Source organism: Reichenbachiella sp. (genome assembly GCF_039944555.1).
Classification (GTDB): Bacteria; Bacteroidota; Bacteroidia; order Cytophagales; family Cyclobacteriaceae; genus Reichenbachiella.
This window is the reverse complement of record NZ_JBDUYN010000006.1, coordinates 503,035-526,852: the sequence shown is the minus strand read 5'-3', so window position 1 is coordinate 526,852 and position 23,818 is coordinate 503,035. Positions and strand designations below refer to the sequence as shown.

Here is a 23,818-nt window from a genome sequence, read left to right as displayed (position 1 = left end):
TGGTCCTGTGGCCGAGTGGCTAGGCAGAGCTCTGCAAAAGCTCGTACAGCGGTTCGAATCCGCTCGGGACCTCAAGTTTTTAAACCCTAATTAATTGTTGATCAATTGATTAGGGTTTTTTCATGTCCAATGTCATACCACATTTTAACCCACAATTGGGAGCTTTTGTTTTGAATAATGAATCTTATGGAATTGGACAGGAACTTGCATTAGGCGTCTAATTTGATAAATGACCCGCTCGGGATCAGAAACAACGATTATAGTGGATTGACAGTCAATTATTTAATGTGCATAAATAGTTTTAGATATAAATTAGGCACAACAAATTTAAGTTGTACTATAGCCAGTAGATACTTAGTCTTGTTGGGTTTAATCTTGCGGTTATTATCTAATTATAAGTTATTACAACTTTAGGGTACCTCTTATGGGTTACTATTTGTGCTACTGGGTAATAATTGTTCAGGAATGACATGCTCTGATCAAGAATACTGTCACATGTATTTTGTGATCCAGTTAGAATCAAAACAGCTTTAGGCTTACAAATTATATTTCCTTTTTGGTATGAGTGTATTTCGCCAGTAGTGTGTATACATTATGTTATGCTCTATCTGTTTATCAATTAGTGGACTAGAGCGTTTTATAAATTCTAGCTATCTCATATGAAAAAGGTTTTATTTAGTTGTCTTGCATTACTATTCATTACGATTGGTTATTGTTCATATGCCCAGCACTCTGTAGCTAGGCAATGGAATGAAGTTCTTTTAGAAGGCATTAGAAATGACTATGCCAGGCCAACAGTTCATGCTCGCAATCTTTTTCACATTTCTGCAGCTATGTACGACTGCTGGTCCATATATGGTACTCATTCTGATGAATTTTTTTTGGGCAGGGAAGTAGGAGGTTTTAAAATTGACTTTGATGGTGTTCCGGAACCTGTCGATGTTGCCGAAGCCAGAAAGGAGGCCTTGAGTTATGCGTGCTACAGGCTTATCACTCATAGATTCAAAAATTCTCCAGGTGTAGTAGAAACTAAAAATCTTGCAGATGAATTAATGACTTCTCTTGGGTATGATATAAGTAATGAATCACTGGATTATGGCTCAGGTTCACCGGCCGCTTTAGGTAATTATTTGGGTGCAAAGATTATTGACTTTGGTATGCAAGATGGTTCCAACGAGGCCGGAGCATATGAAAACCTCTTCTATGAGCCGGTCAACTCTCATATGATTGTTTCAGCTCCAGGGAGTCAAGATATTTTAGATCCAAACCGTTGGCAACCTTTGGGTTTTGAAGTATTTGTCGATCAAGCCGGAAATGAGATTCCAGGTGAAATCCCAAGCTTTTTAGGACCTGAGTGGGGAAATACGCTACCCTTTTCATTGGCAGAAGAGGATGCAATGGTTCATACACGTGATGGTGTAGATTACAAAGTCTACCATGACCCTGGCACACCAGCATATATAGACGCAGAAAATCATTCCGAATCGCAAGATTATAAGTGGGGGTTTTCTTTGGTTTCTGTTTGGTCTTCTCACCTGGACCCAAATGATGGCGTTATGTGGGATATTTCGCCAAACAGCATAGGAAACCTAAAGCTTGACGAATTTCCTACTACCCTTTCGGGACTAAAAGAATTTTACGACCGAATAGAAGGCGGTGATCCGAGCACAGGCTATGACATCAATCCAAATACTGGCAAAAGATATACTGAGCAACTGGTTCCCAGGGGCGACTATGGTCGTGTCTTGGCAGAGTTTTGGGCAGATGGTCCTGATTCGGAAACACCTCCAGGACATTGGTTTACAATTCTAAACTATGTAAACGACCATCCTGAATTAGTTAAGAAATTCAAAGGAGAAGGTGATCTTATTGATGACTTTGAATGGGATGTTAAAAGTTACTTCATGCTAGGAGGAGCGATGCATGACGCAGCGATTAGCGCATGGAGCATAAAAGGATATTATGACTATGTTAGACCTATTTCTGCAATTCGATATCTGGCCGGCAAAGGGCAGGCCTCGGACTCGAATTTGCCGAGTTATGACGAAGCTGGGATTCTATTAGAAGACGGTTTTGTAGAGTTGGTCAAATCAGAAGACCCGTTGGCAGGAGAAATGGATGAACATGTAGGAAAGATTAAACTTTTTGCCTGGCGCGGTCCAGATTTTATTGATGATCCAGAGACTGATATGTCGGGTGTTGGCTGGATACTTGCCGAAAACTGGTGGCCGTATCAGCGACCCACTTTTGTCACTCCTCCTTTCGCAGGGTACGTGTCAGGGCATTCAACATACTCTAGGGCAGCTGCTAGAGTATTATCTTTATTCACAGGAGACGAATATTTCCCTGGGGGAGTAGGGGAATTTGTTGCTAGAAAAAATGAATTTCTTGTTTTTGAAGAAGGGCCTAGTCAGGATGTAATACTTCAATGGGCCAAATATAATGATGCTTCGGATCAATGCAGCCTGTCTCGAATATGGGGTGGTATTCACCCTCCAGTCGATGACCTGCCGGGTAGACTGATCGGTGAGAAAGTCGGTAATGGTGCTTTCGAGTATGCTGAGAAATTCTTTAACGGAAGTATCCTATTAGGAACACAAGAGAGTTTATATTCTAATACTGAAGTGTACCCCAATCCTGTGTCCAATGGGTCAATCATATCCATTAGAAACTTAAAAAAGTCAAAATTGAAGGAAATCCAGCTGGTCGAAATGAATGGACGGGTAACGATCATACCAAACCCGACAGGTAAATCAACGGATGTTCTTGAAATAAAATTGCCCTCGTTGAGCAGGGGTATATATGTTCTAAAAATACAATTTGATCGACATACGGTTTCCAAAAGGCTTAATATTTTAGATTGATTCATAATTCAGAAGTTCAAGCTGATGAATCTGATCGGGTGGTCAATGTCCCTAGGTATGGGTGTATTTTGATAGTCATGTGTATACAATATACAAGACGAAATACCATGATAAGAATCGGAGTAATTACTTGTGTCGGGATACTTTTGCTGTTTCATAGCGGGCGTGCCCAATTTAGCGACATTGCGGAGCATACCGGATTAGATAAATCAACAGTTTCTCTTTCCCTAATGGGAGGAGGGGCGGCATTTGTCGATTACGACAACGATGGATTGTTGGATATTTACCTTGTAGGAGGAGATGATCCTGATTATTTATTTCGAAATACAGGGCAAGGAACCTACGAAGACATCTCTTCGGAAGCCTACATTACCCAATTTACAGATGGCTATAATACCACAGCCGTTGCAGTAGGTGATATTAATAATGACGGATGCAAGGATTTATTTATTACCTCATTTAGCAGATCTAAGAGTAGCCTACTTTTACTAAATGATTGTGCAGGTGGATTTACAAATATTACTAAGCAGTCAGGTATTGGTTCCATGGTTTCTTCTGGTACAGGAGTTGCCTTTTTAGATGTTAATCTAGATGGTCACTTGGATATATATGTGGTAAACTACATAGACAAAAGACATTTTGTTTATGATGAATCTAGTCAGATAAGTGGATTTGATCATACAGGCTTTCCTAACCACCTTTTTGTGAACAACGGAGATCAGACGTTTACTGAAATGGGTGAAAGTTATGGTGTAGCCGATGCAGGTTGTGGATTGGCAGTATTACCTACAGATTATGACCAGGATGGTGACCAAGACTTAATTGTAGTTAATGATTTTGGTCAGTGGGTTCAACCGAATGCGCTTCTAAAAAATAATTACCCTGATATGCTGTTTAGCGATGTGTCAGCCGAATCGGGTATGGATGAAGGTATATATGGTATGGGTGTGGCCTCTGGCGATTTTGATAATGACGGCGATTTGGATTACTACATGACCAACCTGGGGGCCAACATATTAATGCAAAATAATGGAGATCTTACATTTAAAAATGTAGCAAAGCCTTTCGATGTGGATAACAATAATAACCTTGACGGTACCAACACTACAGGGTGGGGATGTTTCTTCTTCGATTACGATAATGATACAAATCTAGACCTTTATGTTTCCAATGGATACATACCAGCTTCGCCATTTTTAAATACCTCAGCTACTGACGCCAGCGTACTTTTCCATAATAATGGGCATTCATTTTTGAACGTATCAGAGGAATATGGTCTCGACAATAAAGAAATAAACAGAGGGGCGATATATGGTGATTATGATAACAATGGAACCCAGGAAATCTTTGTCATAGCCACCTCTAAAGGTGGTAAAGGTGCTTCTTCTTTGTATGAAAACAACTTGAACAGCAACCATTGGATTGATATAAAACTGGAAGGAACGATAACCAATAAAGACGCTTACGGTGCTTGGGCTTATCTCTTTTTTGGAGAAAAGACCTATATAAGAGAATTGAGCAGTGGAGGTTCGCACGCTTCTCAGCATTCTTCCCTATTGCATTTTGGGTTAGGTTCTGTCGAGCATATTGATTCTCTAGAAATTATATGGCCTCTTGGTGAGCAGCAGATCATTAAAAATATTGGTGTAGATCAACAGATTTTGGTGGTTGAAGGCAAATCTGAATATGACATAATAGGTTGTTTGGACTCAAGATATGACAACTATCAACCAAATGCGACTATTAGTTCAGGGTGTTTTACATCAACAAAAGTGGTCGGATGCATGAATGTAAATGCGGAAAATTATAATTCGCTGGCAGAAATTGATGATGGCAGCTGTATTGTTATAACGAGTGCTTTAGAATCTGGCCCTGTTCAACCGGTTATTTATCCGATGCCTTTTTCATCTGACCTTCAAATACGTTTGCCAGATGCAACCAACAATTACAGGATAGAGCTAATAGAATTGCAAGGTAAATTATTGAGACAAGACAATTTAAAGCCAGGGAATTTGTCTGTATTAAATATGCAAAATCTACCGAGTGGACTATATCTAATTAAGATAATAAATACTCAGAGTGGTAAAGTGTACTCTGAAAAAGTAATGAAAAAATGATTGACTGAAAACCTGCTGACGACCTATTTTATAGAGAAGAGTAACAAAATTTGAAAATAAGAACGGGCATAACCCAAAAAAGTATAGGAGTGATTGAAGGGTTATGTGTATTTAAGTTAGAGTGATAAAACAACAATGAAAAGAGACAAGAAACTCATACAGAAATTTTTTAACGGTGAATGTAGCAAAGAAGAATTGCTAGAAGTTTATCATCTGTTTGAGACAGAAAAATTTGACAAGAGGGTGCTTGATCATCTGGAAGAGGAATGGGATGATTTTGTAGAGGACAGATACCTGTTGCCCAGGGATTTCGATGAATTGTATTTGAAGACAAAGAAAAAGGCGAGTACTAGAACGTTTTCCATTTCCCGGACAATGAAAATTGCTGCTTCGATAGCATTGATCTGTACACTTTCTTTTGCAGCCTATTGGATGATGTTGAGTCCTGATTATTTAGGAGGGGCAATGGTTTATAATGAAGTCTCTACAAAAAGAGGAGAGACCAAAATCGTTCAGCTCAGTGATGGGTCAGAGATTGTACTCAATGCAGCCACAACTTTAAGATATCCAAAAAACATAACAGAGGAGAATAGAAACATTTATTTGGATGGAGCTGCTTATTTCAAAGTTTCTGATCAATCAGTCAAACTCTTGGTGTATGCCGATGAAATATCTGCTGAAGTAAGTGGAGCGTCGTTTAATTTTTCGGCCTATTCAGATGATGATGAAATCACTATTGCAGTAGAAGATGGTGGTACCCTCAAGACAATAGTTCCAATGTTTAAGCTTACTCCATCACTGCCAACGGATAGTAATCAAGAATTAGATCCGAACTATGGTCGCTCTATGCAAACACTCATTGTGAGCGAAGAAGAATATTTTTCCTACAATAAAACAGTCAAAAAAATGATCCAAGAGAGATTCGAAGATCATCGTGAGTACTTCGCTTGGGTCGATGGAACTGTATTTTTTCATGATGCAGGAATGAAGCAAGTGCTCAAGCAATTATCACGAAGATTTGATGTGGATTTTGAACTCCAGGGGTGCGTAGATGAAAGTCTAACCTTTACGGGCGAATATAAGAATCATTCGTTAAAGGCAATTTTAAGCCACGAGAACCTCGGTATGGATGCTCAGTATATGCTAGACAAGCACCGTGTGATTTTGACAGGCCAATGCAACTAACCAAAAAAGCAATTATACTTTTAACTAAAATTTGCCAAGATGAAAATTAATTTTACAAAATTAAAATGGAAAAACTTCCTAGCAGCAAACTTGATGCTTTTAGTGATTGGACTCGCGGGATGTAGTGATGACGATCCTGTACTGTCAGGAGAAAATGACCTCTCTGGATTCACACTTTTGGATGTCGATCGAGAATTCACTATTGATGAAACAACTGGTGCAATTACCAACGAGGTAGCCTTACCATATGGTTATGATGTGTCAAGTTTGGTCGCTACTTTCTCATTTGCAGAAAAGGCAATGGTCACTGTGGGTGATGTAGCTCAAGTAAGTGGAGAGACCGCCAATGATTTTACAAGCGCTGTGACCTACACGGTAACTGCTGAAGATGAAACTACTGCTAACTACGTCGTTACAGTAAATGTGTCAACAAGTGCGTGGACTATGGTTACCGAAGATGCATTTATTTCATTGACAAGACCAAGTGCGTTCACACATGATGATAAGCTTTGGATGGTTGGGGCCGTAGAAGTCAATGTTATTACTGATTTTGGTATGGAGGATCCAGGGCAATATTTCGAATATGTCTATTCTTCCTCAGATGGGATGACTTGGGATGTCGCTCATGTCAATACCACAGGAGCCAACGACTCAGTTCCTTTGGGAACGTCAGCTGGAACCATAGCATATAATGGTAGTTTGGTCAACGTTGGTGGTTTATCAGGAGCTTTCTTTGGAGGGTTTGGACTAGATAGATCTCAGCTGGGGATTTCTACATCTACAGATGACGGTGCAAACTGGACGACTACAGATGTTACAGAAGAAGGAGTTCCTTCTGTATTGAATGCAAAACTATTGGAAAATGACGGAGACCTTTTTATAGTAGGAGCACAGCCACTTAGTTTTGGGCAAGCTCAGTCTATAAATAGCATGGATATCTATAAGTCCACTAATGGTACATCCTGGGAAGCTATCGGTACAGATGTATTAGCAGGGCTTACGGTTGCAGATGCCCCACCTCCAACATACTACGCTACAACGTTATTTAACAGTGATATGTACATTGCTGGTGGTATAGCAGGAGCTGCATTCGTTTCTGGTAATTTGGCGAGTTATGCCAAATCGGCATACAAATCTGCTGATGGAGGTGTTACATGGACTGTGGCTACAGCCGAAGGGTTTCCTCAACTTATCGGAACTCAATTGGTGACATATAAAGGTAAAATGTATGCCATTGGCGGTGTAACTGCCCTTGCAGATGGTGGAACCGAAGATGAAGTGGCTTACAAAAGTGATATCTATGTCTCTGAAGATGGTTCTACATGGACACTTATAGAAGGTGGTTTGGCATTACCCGCAGAATTTGAAGGAAGAGCTTTCCACAATGCCGTGGTAATGGGAGATAAGATTTACATCATTGCTGGAGAAAATGCTCAAGGCGATATCAACGACGTTTGGGTTGGTGAATTTGTAAATTAAGAATAAAAGGCAGTTGTTTCCTGATTCTAACAATTGGGAAACAGCTGTTTCTTAAAGATTCCAAGCTTACTTTATACAAACATAATTATTCACTACATGAGCATTTCATTGAGAAAGATACTATGTACATCATTGTTGGTAGCTACCGGGTGGTGCAGTTTGGCCCAGAGTCCACAGACAATTTCCGCTGCTAAAATTAGACCCATCCAGGGAAAGGTAGGCCTAACAGATTCTGACAACCCTGCTATTGGAGCGACCATACTTGTTAAAGGAAAGAATAAAGGAACTATTGTAGATATTGATGGGAATTTCACAATAGATGTCTCTTCTGGAGATACCCTGGAGTGCTCATTTATTGGATATGAAAAAGAACTTATTCCGATAAAAAATCAATCTCAATTGATGTTTCATTTAGTGCCGGCATCCAAACAATTGGATGCAGTTGAAATTATCTCAGTAGGTTATGGTAAAATGGATCGGACCAAATTGACTGGATCTGTAGCTTCTATTAGTGGGAAGGACTTAGGTACCAATACCATCAGTTTTGATAATGCACTGACCGGAAAGATGGCTGGAGTACTTGTTAACACCTCTTCGGGCCAGCCTGGAAGCGCTACTGCTATTACTATTAGAGGAATAAGTACGTTGCAAAAAGATGGAAATAACCCGCTGGTGGTGGTAGATGGTGTACCTATATACAGCAGCGGAGGATCTTTAAATCGCAATGATTATGAAGATAGGCGATCAGTTCCGGGAGCAACATTGGGAACTAGATCAGTGAGTAATAGCTTTGATCGATCTACTGAATTCGAACGAAATCCGTTATCTTCTATCAACCCAGCCGATATTGCTTCAATTGAAGTGTTGAAAGATGCGTATGCAACCGCGATATATGGTTCTAGAGGAGCTGCAGGCGTTATTTTAGTCACAACGAAAAGTGGCCAAAGAGGAAAATCAGAAATCAATATTAGTTATCGAATTGGTGTTAGCGAACCACTAGGTAAGTATGATATGCTAAGTGGTCCAGAATATGGGAGACTGTATACAGACTACTATGGGTATATCAATCGAAATCTCCCAGGGGCCCCGTATGAGTTTGATACCCTTACCCATGTGAATTGGCAGGAAGAAGTACTCCGCCCGGCAGTATTTCAGAACCTGAATTTGTCAATGTCAGGAGGCAGTAAAAAGTCTAAGTACTACACGAGCCTCTCTATCCTGAAGTCTCCGAGTTATATCAAAAACAATGATTTTGAAAGATATTCGGCACGAGTTAACTACGAATATGAATTGCATAATAAGGTTACAATGGGCACTAATTTTCAGTTGAGCTACACCAATAATTCCGCTCTGAATTCTGGAACGATATACGGAGAAGCTTTGCTCAAAGCGCCAAATGTTCCCATTTACAATGCTGATGGAGTATATGAATGGGACTCGGGAAAATTCACTGATTACAATCAGTTAGGTCAATTGGACAATAATCCAGTAGCAAAGGCCAATGAAAACATCAACTATTTAAAAGACTTTCGTACGATTGGGAGCATTTATTTGGAGGTCAGACCGGTTGAATGGCTGGCATTGCGATCAGAAATTGGGTTAGATGTTTTAAATTCTGATGCCTATAGTCGAGAAAAAGACAGACCCCAAGTACAGGGAGGCTCTGCCGTTCAATCTACTAGCTCAAATTTTAAAACCGTAATGAACAATACCATTACGATGAACAAGACATTTGGTCGTCATGACTTCAACGCAGTGATTGGTCAGAGTTTTGAAACTTCGAAAGAAAATCGAAATCGAATTACCGGGGCCGATTTTTTTGATGATGATCTATTGAGCATTGGGGCGAGCTTGGCACCTCGGGTCGAGACCTCTGAGTTTAATGAATGGGCCTTGGATTCTTATTTTGGGAGGGTTAATTACATTTATGACTCTCGCTACATTGCCGGATTTACCTATAGAATTGATGGCTCATCAAAATTTGCTAAAAACCATCAATATGTTGGATTTCCATCTTTTTCCGTCGGCTGGGTGGCCTCAGAGGAATCTTTCTTGAAAGGTGTTAGCTGGATGGACCGGTTGAAATTTAGAGGGAGTCTTGGATTTTCGGGTATCAACGGTTCGGGAGAGACCTATTATGGATCGCAGGGTGTATTTAATTTAAATGCGCAAAGTTTTACTTATGGAAATCTAAGGTCCTTGGAGGTGAGCGTACCCGTGAACCCTAATTTGAAATGGGAGAAGACCAGGTCTTATGATTTTGGAGTAGATGTTTCCGGTTTGGGGGGACTCATAGACCTGACCGTTGATTATTATTATAAGTTGACGTCAGATGTATTGTTCTCTTCGGCGTTAGCTTCCTATAAGGGGTATAGTTCGGTTCAGCAAAATATTGGAGAGATCGAAAATTCAGGAATTGAGATTTTATTAGCTGTCAATTATTCAAGAGGCAATTTTAGATGGAACGGCTCTTTTAATATTGCTCAAAATGTAAACAAATTACTCAAATTAAATTTTGAAGGGGAAGCCGCTGGTGACGCGGCTTTGAACTATAAGTATTTTAAGGTAGGTGAGCCGGTTAGTCAATATTACCTGGATCAGTGGGCAGGAGTGAATCCGGAAACAGGAGATCCGCAGTGGCTGGATGAGAATGGCGAGATTACTCAAATACCAACTCAGGATGACAGAAAAGCTTATGGGTCTCAGTTACCCAAATGGTTTGGTGGCTTAAACAATACCCTTGGATACAAGAATTTTACACTGACTGCCTCTTTTAATTATTCCATAGGAGGTCAACTGTTAAATGGAAGCAGGGCGTCGTTATTGACTTACACATTGCCAGATGCGACCAATCTCTCACGAGAAATATTGGAAGCATGGGAGCAAGAGGGAGATATTACCGATGTGCCTGCTTTGGGAAATTCGGGAGTTACCAGTGGTACTGATTACATCTCTCGACCAAACAGTTCCAGATTTTTAGAAGATAATAGCTTCGTCAGACTTAAAACCATAAAGTTGGCCTACACTTTACCAAGCTCCCTTCTTTCAAAAATTTCTCTTAGAAATGTGGAGTGTTATGTAGAAGGAACCAACATTTGGACCTGGACGAGGTATTCGGGAATTGATCCAGAAATCACGATTGGCGGCTCTTCGGCATTAGTGGCCGGTGTAGATGATTTGACGATGCCGTTGGTTAAATCTTGGTCTATTGGAATAAACATATCCTTATAAGAAGATGGTAAAGATTAATAAAGTATTTGGAAGAGTCTTATCCTTGGTATCAATGCTAATGGTAATGGCTTGTAGCGATCAACTGGAAATAGAGCCTGAGGGTATTTTGACAGAAGATCAGGTGTTCAACTCGGCCGGAACTACTGAATTGGCATTGGGTGCTGTATATTATTCTTATATGACCAACTCTGTTGGAAGTGCATATATGTACGGAGATGTAACCACCCACAACGTTGAAGTCTCAGGACTAACGGATTTCACTGTTATCAATGCTGAATTTGCAGAAGACGATGCCTTTGTTTCAGGCGTATGGTCTGGTCTATACGCTACCATCAATTTGGCTAACAATTTGATAAATAAAGTTCAAGAGATCGGAACCTATGAGGAAGAGATAGAAAATCAGCATATAGCAGAAGCGAAATTTTTGAGAGCCAATTGCTATTTTAATTTGCTTAAATTCTATGGAGATGGCGCACTTACGGGTGAAATGAACGGTATGGGTGTGCCTATTCAGTTGGATGAATATGATGGGACAGGCATTGGTGAGTTCATTCCAAGAAACACAAATGGTGAGGTTTATGATCAAATTATTCTTGATCTGACAGAGTCTATTCCCCATCTACCCTCCTCCTACGGAGATTTACTATCTACAGCATCAAGAGCTACTTCAGGGTCGGCCTACGCGCTTTTGGCACGAGCTTATCTTTACGCGAGAGCGTATGAATCAGCCGCTGAATCAGCGAATCAGGTAATCATTGGAATGAATTATGAACTGGAAGCTGATTTAAGGACTTTGTTTCCAACCACTCCGATATCTGCAGGCAATGGAGGCGATCGATCTTTTACATCCGAAGATATATTCAACTTACCTATAGGAGCGAATAACAGTTTATCCTTTGCCACCTCAACAAATCAAGGCAAGAACAATATTTTCTATGATTTCACCAACTCTCGTTGGGTTAGTACTGATTTGATTGGGTCATTTGGCATTCTGGATAATCGTAAGCAACAATTAATCGTTGAAGGTTGGACTGGTAATACGCTTGACGAGGGTTTTGATGAATTCGGGAATCAATTGACGACTAATCTGATGACCTACAAGTTTGGACCGAGAAGCGAGGAGAATGTACCTAATATTCGATTAGCTGAAGTTATTTTAACAAGAGCCGAAGCATTAGCACGAGTAAATGGACTGAATCAAGAGTCTGTGGATCTTCTAAACCAGACCTATCAGAGAGCAAATCCGCTAGAGATTCCTATGGAGCTGGCAGATTTTTCGAATGCAGATGCTCTGATAAATAGAATTTTACTGGAACGAAGAATGGAACTCATGTTTGAGAACCATGAGCGATATGATCTTATCCGTACTGGACGTAAAGATCAATTGGCAAACCCTGATTTGCCGGACAACAAACTTGTCATGCCAATTCCTCAATTGGAGGTCGATTTGTCGAGAGGCATAATTCAACAAAATTCAGGATATAGTTATTAACAAAAACAGAAAAGTAATAAACAATACAACAATGAAAAATTTGAAATGGGCGATGGTATTTGTGATTGCTACACTTGTAGGAATAAACAATGCAGAGGCAGGAGGCGACGGAATTAAATTCACTAAATCTTCATGGGATAAAGTTCTGAAAAAGGCGAAAAAAGAAGGGAAGAATATTTTCGTGGATTGCTATACGACTTGGTGCGGGCCCTGTAAATTGATGGATAAAAAGACTTTTACTGACCCTAAAGTAGCCGCTTTTTACAATGAAAATTTCATCAATGTGAAAATGGATATGGAAACCCCAGAGGGTCTTGCACTGAATCAGTACTTCTATGTATCTGTCTATCCTACTTTTTTATACCTGGATTCCGATGGTAATACTTTGGAGAAAGCAACAGGATATCGTCCAGTTGATAATTTCCTTGAGCTTGGGCAACAGGCACTGAGTGCTCCTATCAAAAAGAAATATGGAAAGGTGAATTTAGTGGCGGAGAAGAAGAAGGAAAACGATCTTCAGAAGAACAAATACTTTACCATGGTGAAAAATGCTGGGTATAACGTTGAAATTAAAGAATGGGAAACCACAATGGCTGATGCCAAAGCTACAGACAAAAATATCATGGCTATATATGGTGACACGTACTGGCCATTGAAGGAGGAGATGACTATAGACAAGAATGTCAAATATTTGTCTGAAAATTTTGAACTTAAGGTGGTTTCACTCATGAACTCTTACGTCAAAGATGAAGACGGTGAAATCGTAAAGGATGAAAACGACAATTTACTTGTCAATGACTGGTTGCAGAAGTATAGTCCTTCCTCTTATCCAGGAGTGGTGTTTATCAATTCAAATGGAGATAAACTAGTTGATGGAGGACAAGCGCAAGCAACTGAAATAGGTCAGTTAGTGCAAAAAGGAATTTTCAAACCTATGATTGGTTTTCCTGAAAGCATTGAAAATGCTGGGCTAGCTGTGTATTATGCTAAAGCCAAGGAAGAAGCATTTAAAAAATCTACTGAAGAGAACAAACCACTGATGATCATGTGGTACCGGACAAAAGGAAATGATTTGCATCCAAATTATAGTGACGAGGAGGTAAAAAGCAAATTGTCAAAAAACTTTGTGCTGCTAGCATTGAAAAGAGATCAGGCACCAGAAATAGCGAAAAAGTACCAATACAGAGGCTCTGGATCTCTTTCGGTTGCAAAACCTAATGGAGAGCTACTCAATAATTATTATGGGGATCCTACGATGACTAAAGTGCAGATGCTTGAAATGCTGGATAAAATTATCCAGAGCGTATCCCCTAAAAAGGAAACTATACAGGGAACAGGTATGATGGGAATTCAACCAGCTAAGAAAACTAATTAAGCTGATATGAAAAAAATATTCTCATTACTGATTGTTTGGGCCGTTGCACTTCATAGCATACAGGCTCAGCAAGGAGAACTTAAAATCAAGGGCAACATCAAGGATCTTGATGTGGACAAATTATACTTGACCATTAGTGCGGATGATGTCGTGGTTGAAGATTCAGTGGAAGTAAAAAAAGGCAAATTCAGCTACACAGTGAAAACCAATGGATTCACTGCAGTGTTGTTTGACCCTAGATTTATGGCCAATGTAGGGCCTGATATCTTTAAAAAAATCACCCAAGGCAAGTTTTCTCTCTATGGAGAGCCGGGAGATGTGTTGAAATTGACTGGAGAGAAATTAAGCTATATTATTGATTATGATGTAGACGGCAATGAGATCAACAATGATTTTGTATCGATGGGTCATGCTATAGCTCCATATCTAGATGAAAAGCTTGTGATTGATTTTAATGATGAGTTAGAAGCATATTATTCTCCTTCTGGTGGAATGAATTTCCCAGGAGCCAACTCCAAGGAGCAGCAAGCGCAGATTGATAAGCTCAAAGCTGACTTTATAAAGGAGTACCCGAAATCATACTATACCATGTATCATATGGCCTTGTCTGCAGATAAGGATAAACTAAGGGAGTATGGAAGCACGCTATCTGATGATCAGAAGAAGCACTACTTTGGAAGGCTTGTGGATATGAGAGTGGCTAGTTTCGATCTGAACAAGAAAGGAGCTCAGGTACCAGAAATCGCTGCTACAGATATTTATAAAAAGTCGTTCAAACTTTCTTCATTGAGAGGAAAACATGTGGTTTTGGACTTTTGGGGGACCTGGTGCGGTCCATGTATGCAGGGAGTTCCAGATATGAAGAAGTACTATAAAAAGTATGAAGGAAGGATTGAGTATGTTGGGGTGGCTTGCAATGAAAAAAAAGGCGTAGAAGGAGTGATCTACCGAGTGGAAAAAAGTAAGATGAACTGGATCCATTTGATGAACGGAGAAGATTTGAATAACTATTCCAAAATGTTTGGTGTAACCGGATACCCTACCAAATTTATTATCAGTCCTGAAGGAAAAGTGTTGGGTTCATTCATTGGCGAAGGCGAACATTTTTATAAATTTCTTGATGAGGCGATGACGGCCAAGTAGGCTTATTGGAACAAATACAATGTAGGTATAGGAGTAATTACACGGTCAAGTGTACTAAATAGAAGAGGATAAGCTAGTGGTAACAAAATGATCAGTAGCAATCAACAAGTAAAGAAGAAGATATGAAAGTCAGTAATGTAAGTAGATGGTGTTTAGGGTTAGTGTTTTTGCTGCTCCAAAACGTGGCCATGGGCCAGATTTTAACACCTGCGAAATGGAGTAGTGAGACATCAGTGGATAAGGCCAAAGTGGGAGACATTGTTGAGTTGGTTTTTACTGCAGACCTGGATGACACTTGGTATATTTATTCAAGTGATCAAGATCCAAATGTAGGACCCCTACCAGCAGTATTTACATTCGAAAAGGACCCTAGTTACAAGCTCGTTGGTGAGATACAGCCAATAGGAGTGAAAGAAAAATATGATGAAATATGGGATGGTACAGTGCGTACTTTAAAAGAAAAGGCTGAATTCAGGCAGAAGGTAAAAATCCTTAAAAAGGATCTTAACATATTAGTTCTTTGCGAATACCAGGTATGTACAACGGTTGATGGTAAATGCATCCCAGGTGATGAAGAATTCGAGTTTGATAATATTAAAGTAATTCAATGAAGCAATAGTATTGTGAACTTGCAATAGGTTGACTGTTACTGGCAGGCTATTGCAGTGCAAATTTTATGCAGAGAAAAGCGGATGTATATGATGGCCATGGGGCAAACGATTTGACCAATGATAGAGATTTGGTTTTGCGTGTTAAAGGTGGACAAGAATCTGCCTTCAAGGAGCTTTTTGTCAAATATGGCAAAAAGCTCTACTACTTTTCTAGAAAGAAGAATTTGTCTCACGAAGATGCTGAGGGAGTAGTCCAGGATGTATTTGCTAAAATTTGGGAAATCAAAGAAGGACTGGATGAAACCCTATCCATTAATTCTTATATCATCACGATTGCAAAAAACCTCATCTATAATAGGTCCAGAAAGCAATTGAATCAACGCCTTTTTGAAGAGTATTTGGTGTACTCCCAACGATCAAAGTCACATCATGAGACAGAAGATCAGGTCTTTTTTAAAGAACTCGAAGGCATCGTGTTTGAAATTATCAAAAAGCTCTCTCCTAGAGCTCAGCTCATTTTTAAAATGAACCGATTGGATGGGATGACTAATTCAGAAATCGCAGAAGAGCTTCATATTTCCAAAAAAACAGTAGAAAATCAAATGCACACTGCATTGAAGTACTTGAGAGAGACACTTGTTAAAAGAGCAGATATCAACCTAGTATCTCTTTTAGCCATTCTTGTTAAATATTGCTAATCTGATTTTTCGTATAGGAGTGCTCTACGGGTTAAGTGTATAAGTATTAGACACAACTTAAGGTCTGAATATTTATATCATGAAAGTTTTTCTAATATCGTTTCTTACAGTGCTGACCATGTTTGATTCCTGTCAGGTTTTATCTCAAAGTCAAGGAGTCGAGTTTCAAAACCTGAGTTGGGAGCAGGCCTTAGAAGCCGCAAAAAAACAAAATAAGTTTCTTTTTGTGGATGTTGTTCGCTCGATAAAAGATGCTGCTCAAAAATCAGATTTTGACAAACAAGTGGATAAGGCCTTTTCTGTTGATAGCCTTGCAGGATTGATCAATGACAATTTCCTTTCTATCAAAATGGATATGAGTTCTGAAGAGGGCAAAACTTTCGGGCCAAAACTTCAAATGCTTATGTATCCAGTCTATGTTTTTTATAACGCAGAGGGAGATCAAATAGGTAATTCCAACAGCTATGAATTAGTAAAGAACCCTGGAGAGTTCATAGACAAAGTATATCATGCTGTCCAAAAGGGTGAACTGAAAAAAGAAAATAACGGAGTCATTGACTTCTTAGGTAACAAAGATAGCTCATGGGAAAGTGTACTCGAAAGGGCTGTTAAGGAGAAGAAACCAGTATTTATTGATGCATATACCACATGGTGTCGCCCTTGTATTCAAATGGATAGAGACATATTCACATTGAATGAAGTGGCTGATTTTCACAATAAAAATTTCATCAACTTGAAACTGGACGGAGGAAAAACCTATGGACCAGAACTAGTAAAGAAATTTGGAATAAGAGGCTTCCCTTCATTCATATATGTCGACGCTAAAGGAAAGGTTATTCATTCAGATTCTGGATTCAAAGAGAAGGATGCTTTCCTTAATCTTAGTAAGCAGGCTTTAAACAAGTTTGATGAAAAAACTCCGAAAATAAACTTTCTCGAACAAGCACCCTTCATAGAGGTACGAAAAATGGCCAAGAATCAAAAGAAACAAATCTTCTTTGATGCCTATACTACGTGGTGTGGCCCTTGTAAGCAGATGGATAAGCAGGTGTTTACCAATCCTGAGGTGGCAGATTTTTTTAACGCAGATTTCATCAATGCCAAATACGATATGGAAAAAGGCGAGGGTATTTCTTTGAAGACTAAATATGAAGTAAGTGCATACCCAACCTATTTGATACTTGATGATGAGGGAAATGTACTGCATAGATATGTCGGTGCGATGTCCCCGGAAGAGTTCATAAAGTTTGGAGAAACAGGCAAAAGCGAGTCTGGTCTATCCAAAATGAAGGAAAGGTATGAAGCAGGAGAGCGTAATAAGGCGTTTGTTTTAGAATATATACTATCGCTGAAAAATGCTTATCTGACTACGGAGGCCAGTCAGGTAGCTGACACCTACTTTATGGGACTTTCGGAATCTGATAAACTGTTAGGGTCAACATGGAATTTTATAGGCAACTACATTGTAAGCCCAAATACCGAGGCCATAAGATACATTGTTGCGAATAGAGCAAATTTCACGACCAACTTCGGCGATGAAGTAGAAAGCAAACTATACAATGTGTACTTGGGCGGAGCAAGGCAGTTTGCTCAATTGAATGAAAAGAACGAATTGATTGACTATGATAAAAAGGGTTTTGTGAAGTACCTGAAGGAGGTTGAAAAATTGGGCTTAACGAAGTATGACCAATTCGAAGCCTATGCTTGGATTGGCTCCTATAGAACTAGGAGTGATTGGGATAATTATGTGTCGGCCATAGACAAATACATGGATCAAGGGACTATTGACAGAGGCGTATTTTCTGTCTACAACTATGCGCTCGTGGTAGAACGTAATGCAGATGATGCCGCATTAAGAGAAATAGCATCTGATTGGATAATCGCTTCAGAAGGATCGGCTCCAGAGTATTATAAAGACCCACTTTCCAAGCTAAAAGAAAAACTGAGCGGTCCTCTATCTGAAAATTAGAGGATCATTCTAAGTGTAAAAGGTCTCGACTGAACTAAAATCTAAATCATTGAAAATCATGAACAATTTTAAATTCATCTCCCTTGTCCTTTTGTTGACTTCTCAGCTAGGGTTGGCGCAGGGAATCGAATTCCGAACTGGCACGTGGGAGGAAATTAAAGCCATGGCCAAGAAGGAGAATAAATTGATTTTCTTCGATGCTTATACGAGCTGGTGTGGACCATGTAAGTGGATGGATAAAAATACTTTTCTAGATAAAGAGACCGGTGATTTTTATAACGAAAACGTCATTGCATTCAAGCAAGACATGGAGAAGGGCGAAGGTCCTATGCTTCTAAAGAAATTTGGAATTTCTCAATTTCCAACTTTCTTATTCATCGACGAAAACGAAGAGGTAGTGCACAAGGGCATGGGAGCTAAAGAGCCAGCTGTTTTTATCGAATTTGCCAAACAAGCCATTGATCCTGCCTTGCGGCTTGAAGGCCTGAAGGTTCAGTATAAAGATGGCGATAGAAATCCTTCGTTCATCAGAAGATATTTATTTGCCCTTCGCGATGCTGGAGAAGGTAGGCAAGAAGTTTTGGACTGGTACCTAAGTTATACTACGGATGAGCAATTGCTGAGTGCTGAGAATTATGAACTGATCAAAAAGATGATCGGTGATCCGTACCATCCTAAGTTCATGTTCTTGGAGAAAAACAGGTCTACTTATGAACGTCTGGTCGGAGCCAAAGAGGTAAAGGAAATGCTCTATAATGCATACAATACTTTCCTTGTAATGGCTATGTACTCAGGAGACAAAGATCGGTGGGAGAATGCTAAAATACGCACAGGAGAATCCGGATTTGAAGATGCAGGGAAGCTGATCACTATGGTGAGTATCTATTACTATCAGCGAAATGAGCAGTGGGATGATTACATATTGAGTATAGATGACTATGTCAACGATTATAATATCAGTGGAGGCGATATGGCATACTACGCCAATGAAATAGCCAGGAATGATAATATTCAGCGTAAAGATCAACTGAATTTGGCTCTTGGATGGATCAATCGCTCCATAAAAATGGAAAGTAAATACCGCAACAATCACGCAAAAGCCGCTTTGCTTCTGAAAATGGGAAATACAAAAAAAGCACTCAAAGCAGCGGAAACGGCTCTGTCTTTAGCTACTGATGAGGAAAAAGAAAAGTCATGGACAGCCCCCACCGTGGCACTTATTAAGAAGATAAAGGAATCAGCCTAAGACAGATAACATACTCAAATTAAAAACAACAACCATGAAGATCACAAAACAAATACTAGCTTCAATAGTCTACTTGTCAATATCCTTTGTTGGATTAGCTCAAGGCATAGAGTTTAGAGAAGGCAACTGGGCCGAGGTTAAGGCAATGGCCAAAACAGAAAACAAGTTGATCTTTTTTGATGCAAACACCAGCTGGTGTGGCCCTTGTAAATGGTTAGCAAAGAACACATTTACGGATAAAGTAGTAGGTGATTTTTACAACCAAAATTTCATATCCTATGAACTGGATATGGAAAAGGGAGAAGGAGTCGCGTTAGCCGATGAATTCAAAATCAAAGCCTATCCTACATTACTATTTCTGGATGGTGGTGGCAACATCGTGCACCGAACCGCAGGTGCTATGGACGCAGAAAAATTTCTTGAATTGGGTAGGGTTGCCTTAGACCCGAAACGAAACCTGGCTGGGATGGAGCAGCGATACAAAAATGGTGAAAGGTCACAAGAATTTATTAGAAAATATTTGGCCAGACTCAGTGAAGCAGGAAAACCGTTAAAAGAGATTCTTGATTGGTACTTTTATCCATTATCTGAAGACGATCTGCTAACCAAAGACAATTTTGAGGTAATAAGCAAATACGTTAACTCTCCGGATTCACCTCAGTTTAGGTTTCTTATGAAAGAAGGGGAGGCTTATGGACAGATTGTAACGGCGAAAGAAGTGAACGACAAAATATATAATGTCTATCAATCACACCTTTTCGGAGCTATGTATTCAAATGATTCTTTGAAATGGGAGATAGCTAAAGCTGAAGTTAAGTCTTCTTCAATGGAAAATTCAGATAAGCTGTTGGCCTATGTGGACACTTATTATTTCTCAAGAAAGAAGGACTGGAAAACATATGTGGATGCAGTGAATCATTATATCACGAACTATGAGCTTGATAACTGGGAGTCACTCAATAGATATGGATGGCAGATATATAAGAATACAGACATTACAGACCAAGTCTCACTTAAATTGGCCTTGTCATGGGTAGATCACTCAATACAACTCAAAAATTGTTATGCAAACAACGATACAAGAGCAGCTTTGCTGTATAAAATGGGGGACAAGAAAAGAGCAATCAAAGCAGCCAACCAAGCCATTGCGGCAGCCACCGCTGATGAGGATACATCTGGGACGAAGGAATTAATTGCTCAAATGTCAAAGTAGTATGTATTCGCAGATGTCTGCGAGCATGAAAATTTAGATTTAACATCAAGGATATGAGAGAATTGAATAAGATTTTGCTAATCATTTTGTTAACTGTATCAGGTGGATTGGCAACAGTTCAGGCTCAGAGCAGTAATCTTGAAGACGGAATAGTAAAGGAGTCTCAGGTAGGAACGGTCGAACAGGAACTTTATGGCTTGACTTCTATTTCTGATGTAATAGGAGATGATTGTAACGGCTCAGAACCTGAAGAAAAGCAAAGCAAGACCCTTGTTGGTATTTTCATATTAGGGATGATAGGTGGTTTGCTCGCATTGCTTACTCCTTGCGTTTTTCCACTCATACCGTTAACTGTAAGTTTTTTTACTAAAGGTTCTGAGAACAAGAAAAAAGGATTCAGGGACGCCATGCTGTATGGACTTTTCATATTTGGTGTGTACGTGTTGTTAAGTATCCCATTCCATCTTTTGGATTCCATCAATCCTGATATTTTAAATGAAATATCAACGAATGTATGGTTGAACCTGTCCTTTTTTGTAATCTTCTTATTTTTTGCTTTTTCCTTTTTCGGTTACTACGAAATCACAATGCCTAGTTCATTGACGAATAAGATCAGTGCTGCGGAGGGAGTCGGAGGAATATTAGGAATATTCTTTATGGCACTCACCTTGTCACTGGTGTCGTTTTCGTGCACAGGTCCCATCCTTGGATCACTGTTGGCCGGAGCGCTGAGCTCGGACGGGGGAGCCTGGCAGCTGACAGCAGGCATGAGTGGGTTTGGATTAGCATTGGCTTTGCCTTTTGCTCTTTTTGCCATGTTTCCAAGCTGGATGAACAAAATACCAAAGTCAGGCGGATGGTTGAATAGCGTCAAGGTGGTTCTTGGCTTTGTCGAACTGGCTCTTGCATTCAAGTTTTTGTCCAACGCTGATCTAGTCATGCACTGGGGTATTTTGAAGTACGAGTTGTTTATGGTTTTATGGATCGTTGTTGGAGTTGGGTTGAGTCTATACTTTTTTGGAATTGTTTATTTCAAGCATGATTCAAAACCCAACAATCTATCAGGGTTACGCATTGGATTGGGGGTTATCTCTGCGGTATTTACGATCTACTTAGCGATGGGCCTATTAAAAAATGAAGAGACCAACACTTTCACTTCATTAAAGTTATTGAGTGGTCTGGCACCACCAGTGGGGTATAGCTGGATTTATCCAAATGACTGCCCCAATGATATCAATTGTTTCAAAGATTTGGAAACGGGTTTAGCCTATGCAAAAAAGCAGAACAAACCAGTATTACTTGACTTTACAGGTTATGCCTGTGTGAACTGTCGTAAGATGGAAGAGCATGTTTGGTCTAACCAGAAGATCTTTGACTACATCAATGATGACTTCGTTTTGATTTCTCTTTATGTAGATGATAAAAAAGAGTTGCCTGAAGAGGAACGTGTGCAAATAGAACGAGTGCAAGGAGGTAAAAGAAAACTAAGAAAGTATGGCCACAAGTGGGCTCATTTTCAAACCAAATTTTTCAATACCAATTCACAACCATACTACGTGCTTTTATCTCCTGATGGCAAGCAGATGCTCAATACCGCTGTAGGGTACACACCAAATGTGGATGAGTATGCTGAATTTTTAGAGTGTGGACTCAATTCATTTAAAAACTTATAAAATTGAACCTACAAATCAAAAGCTGCCTAAAAGATACTGACCATTGGAGTCAGTTTCGAAAGAATATCATTGGCCATGATCTTACCTTTCAAAATGAGCATGGACAGCACAATGTGCTCTATGCTGATTGGATAGCCAGTGGCAGACTCTATAGACCCATAGAGCATGCAATGACTGAAAAAGTAGGAAATGTAGTGGCTAACCCGCATTCCTATTCTTGTTATACGGGAGCGAAAATCACTGAACTATATACGGAGGCAAGGACATGCATCAAACGTCATGTCAATGCCAACAAAAATGACATACTTGTCACAGTAGGCTCCGGAATGACGGATGCCTTGCTAAGACTTCAGGAGATTTTGCGAGTAAAACAGATGGTCAATGGCCAAGGCAAAAAGCCGGTTGTATTTATTACCCATATGGAGCATCATTCTAATCAAGTGAGTTGGATGGAATGTGATGTAGATGTCGTAGTCGTACCACCCAATAAGCAGAACCTGGTTGATCCATCTAACCTGAGAGCAGAACTCAGCAAATACCAGGATAGAAAACTAAAGATTGGCGCTTTTAGCGCCTGCAGCAATGTAACCGGGGTCATCAATCCCATACATCAATTAGCCAAAGTTATGCACGAGTATGGAGGATACTGCTTTGCAGACTATGCCGCATCAGCTCCATACGTAGATATCAATATGCACCCAGAAGACCCTAGTGAAGATTTAGATGCAATCTTTTTCTCACCGCATAAGTTTCTGGGAGGACCAGGGAGTTGTGGTGTTTTGATTTTCAACAAAATGTTTCATACCGGAATTCCAAATATTCCCGGTGGCGGGAATGTGAGATGGACTAATCCTTGGGGAGGCTATGGCTACACTAAAGATATAGAAGCACAGGAAGATGGAGGCACACCTGCTTTTTTACAAACCATAAAAGCAGCAATGGCTATTAAACTCAAGGAACAGATGGGTACCGAGCAAATTCGGCATCGGGAAAGCGAATTGCTAGTCATGGCCCACCTTGAGTTGCAACTAATGGACAATGTGGAGTTACTCGAAAAATATTATCAGGCAGATAGAATAGGCTGTCTGGCCTTTAATATCAAAGGGTTGCACTATAATCTGGTTGTACGTCTGCTCAATGATCGGTATGGCATTCAAGCCAGAGGTGGATGGTCATGCGCTAGTACCTATTCACATTATTTGTTTGATATCGATAAAGACCGTTCTCGTCAAATAATGACAGAAATAGATGAATATAACGCTTCAACAAAGCCGGGGTGGGTAAGACTATCGCTACATCCAACCATGACGAACAAAGAATTAGACTTTTGTATGAAAGCGATTAATGAGATCAGTAGTTATGGGCAACAGTGGGCCAAAGAATTTGAATATAATCCAGAAACCAATGAATTTGATAAAATTCAGGAATTTGGATTTGTTAAAGAAAATTCAGCAAATAAGCTCTATGTCTTTGATCATATACACTAAAAATAATAAAGCAAACGAAGTCAAAAACTATCAAT

At 39.8% G+C, this 23,818-nt stretch carries 15 protein-coding genes and 1 tRNA gene; all 16 read left to right on the top strand.

Annotated elements, in window-relative coordinates:
* The first annotated feature begins 1 nt into the window (after position 1).
* Positions 2–72 (top strand) — tRNA-Cys (locus tag ABJD64_RS06985).
* A gap of 587 nt (positions 73–659) precedes the next feature.
* Positions 660–2,864: a DUF6851 domain-containing protein gene (locus tag ABJD64_RS06980; RefSeq protein ID WP_348179942.1), complete on the top strand. Its 2,205-nt coding sequence runs from the start codon at positions 660–662 to the stop codon at positions 2,862–2,864.
* Positions 2,865–2,971: 107 nt separating this feature from the next.
* Positions 2,972–4,981, top strand: a complete 2,010-nt coding sequence (locus ABJD64_RS06975; protein WP_348179940.1) for an FG-GAP-like repeat-containing protein — start codon at positions 2,972–2,974, stop codon at positions 4,979–4,981.
* Between the two features lie 135 nt (positions 4,982–5,116).
* On the top strand, positions 5,117–6,166 hold the full coding sequence (locus tag ABJD64_RS06970) for a FecR domain-containing protein (RefSeq protein ID WP_348179939.1): 1,050 nt from the start codon (positions 5,117–5,119) through the stop codon (positions 6,164–6,166).
* Positions 6,167–6,205: 39 nt separating this feature from the next.
* Positions 6,206–7,645 carry a DUF6242 domain-containing protein gene (locus ABJD64_RS06965; protein ID WP_348179938.1) on the top strand — a complete coding sequence of 480 codons (1,440 nt, stop codon included), beginning with the start codon at positions 6,206–6,208 and terminating at the stop codon, positions 7,643–7,645.
* A gap of 96 nt (positions 7,646–7,741) precedes the next feature.
* Positions 7,742–10,876: a TonB-dependent receptor gene (locus ABJD64_RS06960; RefSeq protein ID WP_348179937.1), complete on the top strand. Its 3,135-nt coding sequence runs from the start codon at positions 7,742–7,744 to the stop codon at positions 10,874–10,876.
* Positions 10,877–10,880: 4 nt separating this feature from the next.
* Positions 10,881–12,368: a RagB/SusD family nutrient uptake outer membrane protein gene (locus ABJD64_RS06955; RefSeq protein ID WP_348179936.1), complete on the top strand. Its 1,488-nt coding sequence runs from the start codon at positions 10,881–10,883 to the stop codon at positions 12,366–12,368.
* 31 nt (positions 12,369–12,399) lie between these two features.
* The gene (locus tag ABJD64_RS06950; RefSeq protein WP_348179934.1) at positions 12,400–13,743 is read left to right on the top strand and encodes a DUF255 domain-containing protein; all 1,344 of its coding nucleotides are present in this window, start codon (positions 12,400–12,402) and stop codon (positions 13,741–13,743) included.
* Between the two features lie 6 nt (positions 13,744–13,749).
* Positions 13,750–14,886: a TlpA disulfide reductase family protein gene (locus tag ABJD64_RS06945; protein ID WP_348179933.1), complete on the top strand. Its 1,137-nt coding sequence runs from the start codon at positions 13,750–13,752 to the stop codon at positions 14,884–14,886.
* Positions 14,887–15,008: 122 nt separating this feature from the next.
* On the top strand, positions 15,009–15,497 hold the full coding sequence (locus ABJD64_RS06940; protein ID WP_348179931.1) for a protein-disulfide reductase DsbD domain-containing protein: 489 nt from the start codon (positions 15,009–15,011) through the stop codon (positions 15,495–15,497).
* 65 nt (positions 15,498–15,562) lie between these two features.
* On the top strand, positions 15,563–16,195 hold the full coding sequence (locus tag ABJD64_RS06935) for an RNA polymerase sigma-70 factor (protein ID WP_348179930.1): 633 nt from the start codon (positions 15,563–15,565) through the stop codon (positions 16,193–16,195).
* 79 nt (positions 16,196–16,274) lie between these two features.
* Positions 16,275–18,164 (top strand): thioredoxin family protein, encoded by a 1,890-nt coding sequence (locus tag ABJD64_RS06930; protein WP_348179928.1) that lies wholly within the window; start codon positions 16,275–16,277, stop codon positions 18,162–18,164.
* Between the two features lie 58 nt (positions 18,165–18,222).
* Complete coding sequence (locus ABJD64_RS06925; RefSeq protein WP_348179927.1) at positions 18,223–19,410, top strand: thioredoxin fold domain-containing protein; 1,188 nt, start codon at positions 18,223–18,225, stop codon at positions 19,408–19,410.
* Positions 19,411–19,444: 34 nt separating this feature from the next.
* Positions 19,445–20,623 carry a thioredoxin family protein gene (locus ABJD64_RS06920; RefSeq protein WP_348179925.1) on the top strand — a complete coding sequence of 393 codons (1,179 nt, stop codon included), beginning with the start codon at positions 19,445–19,447 and terminating at the stop codon, positions 20,621–20,623.
* 53 nt (positions 20,624–20,676) lie between these two features.
* Positions 20,677–22,296 (top strand): cytochrome c biogenesis protein CcdA, encoded by a 1,620-nt coding sequence (locus ABJD64_RS06915; protein WP_348179924.1) that lies wholly within the window; start codon positions 20,677–20,679, stop codon positions 22,294–22,296.
* Between the two features lie 2 nt (positions 22,297–22,298).
* The gene (locus ABJD64_RS06910) at positions 22,299–23,783 is read left to right on the top strand and encodes an aminotransferase class V-fold PLP-dependent enzyme (protein ID WP_348179922.1); all 1,485 of its coding nucleotides are present in this window, start codon (positions 22,299–22,301) and stop codon (positions 23,781–23,783) included.
* Positions 23,784–23,818 lie beyond the last annotated feature (35 nt).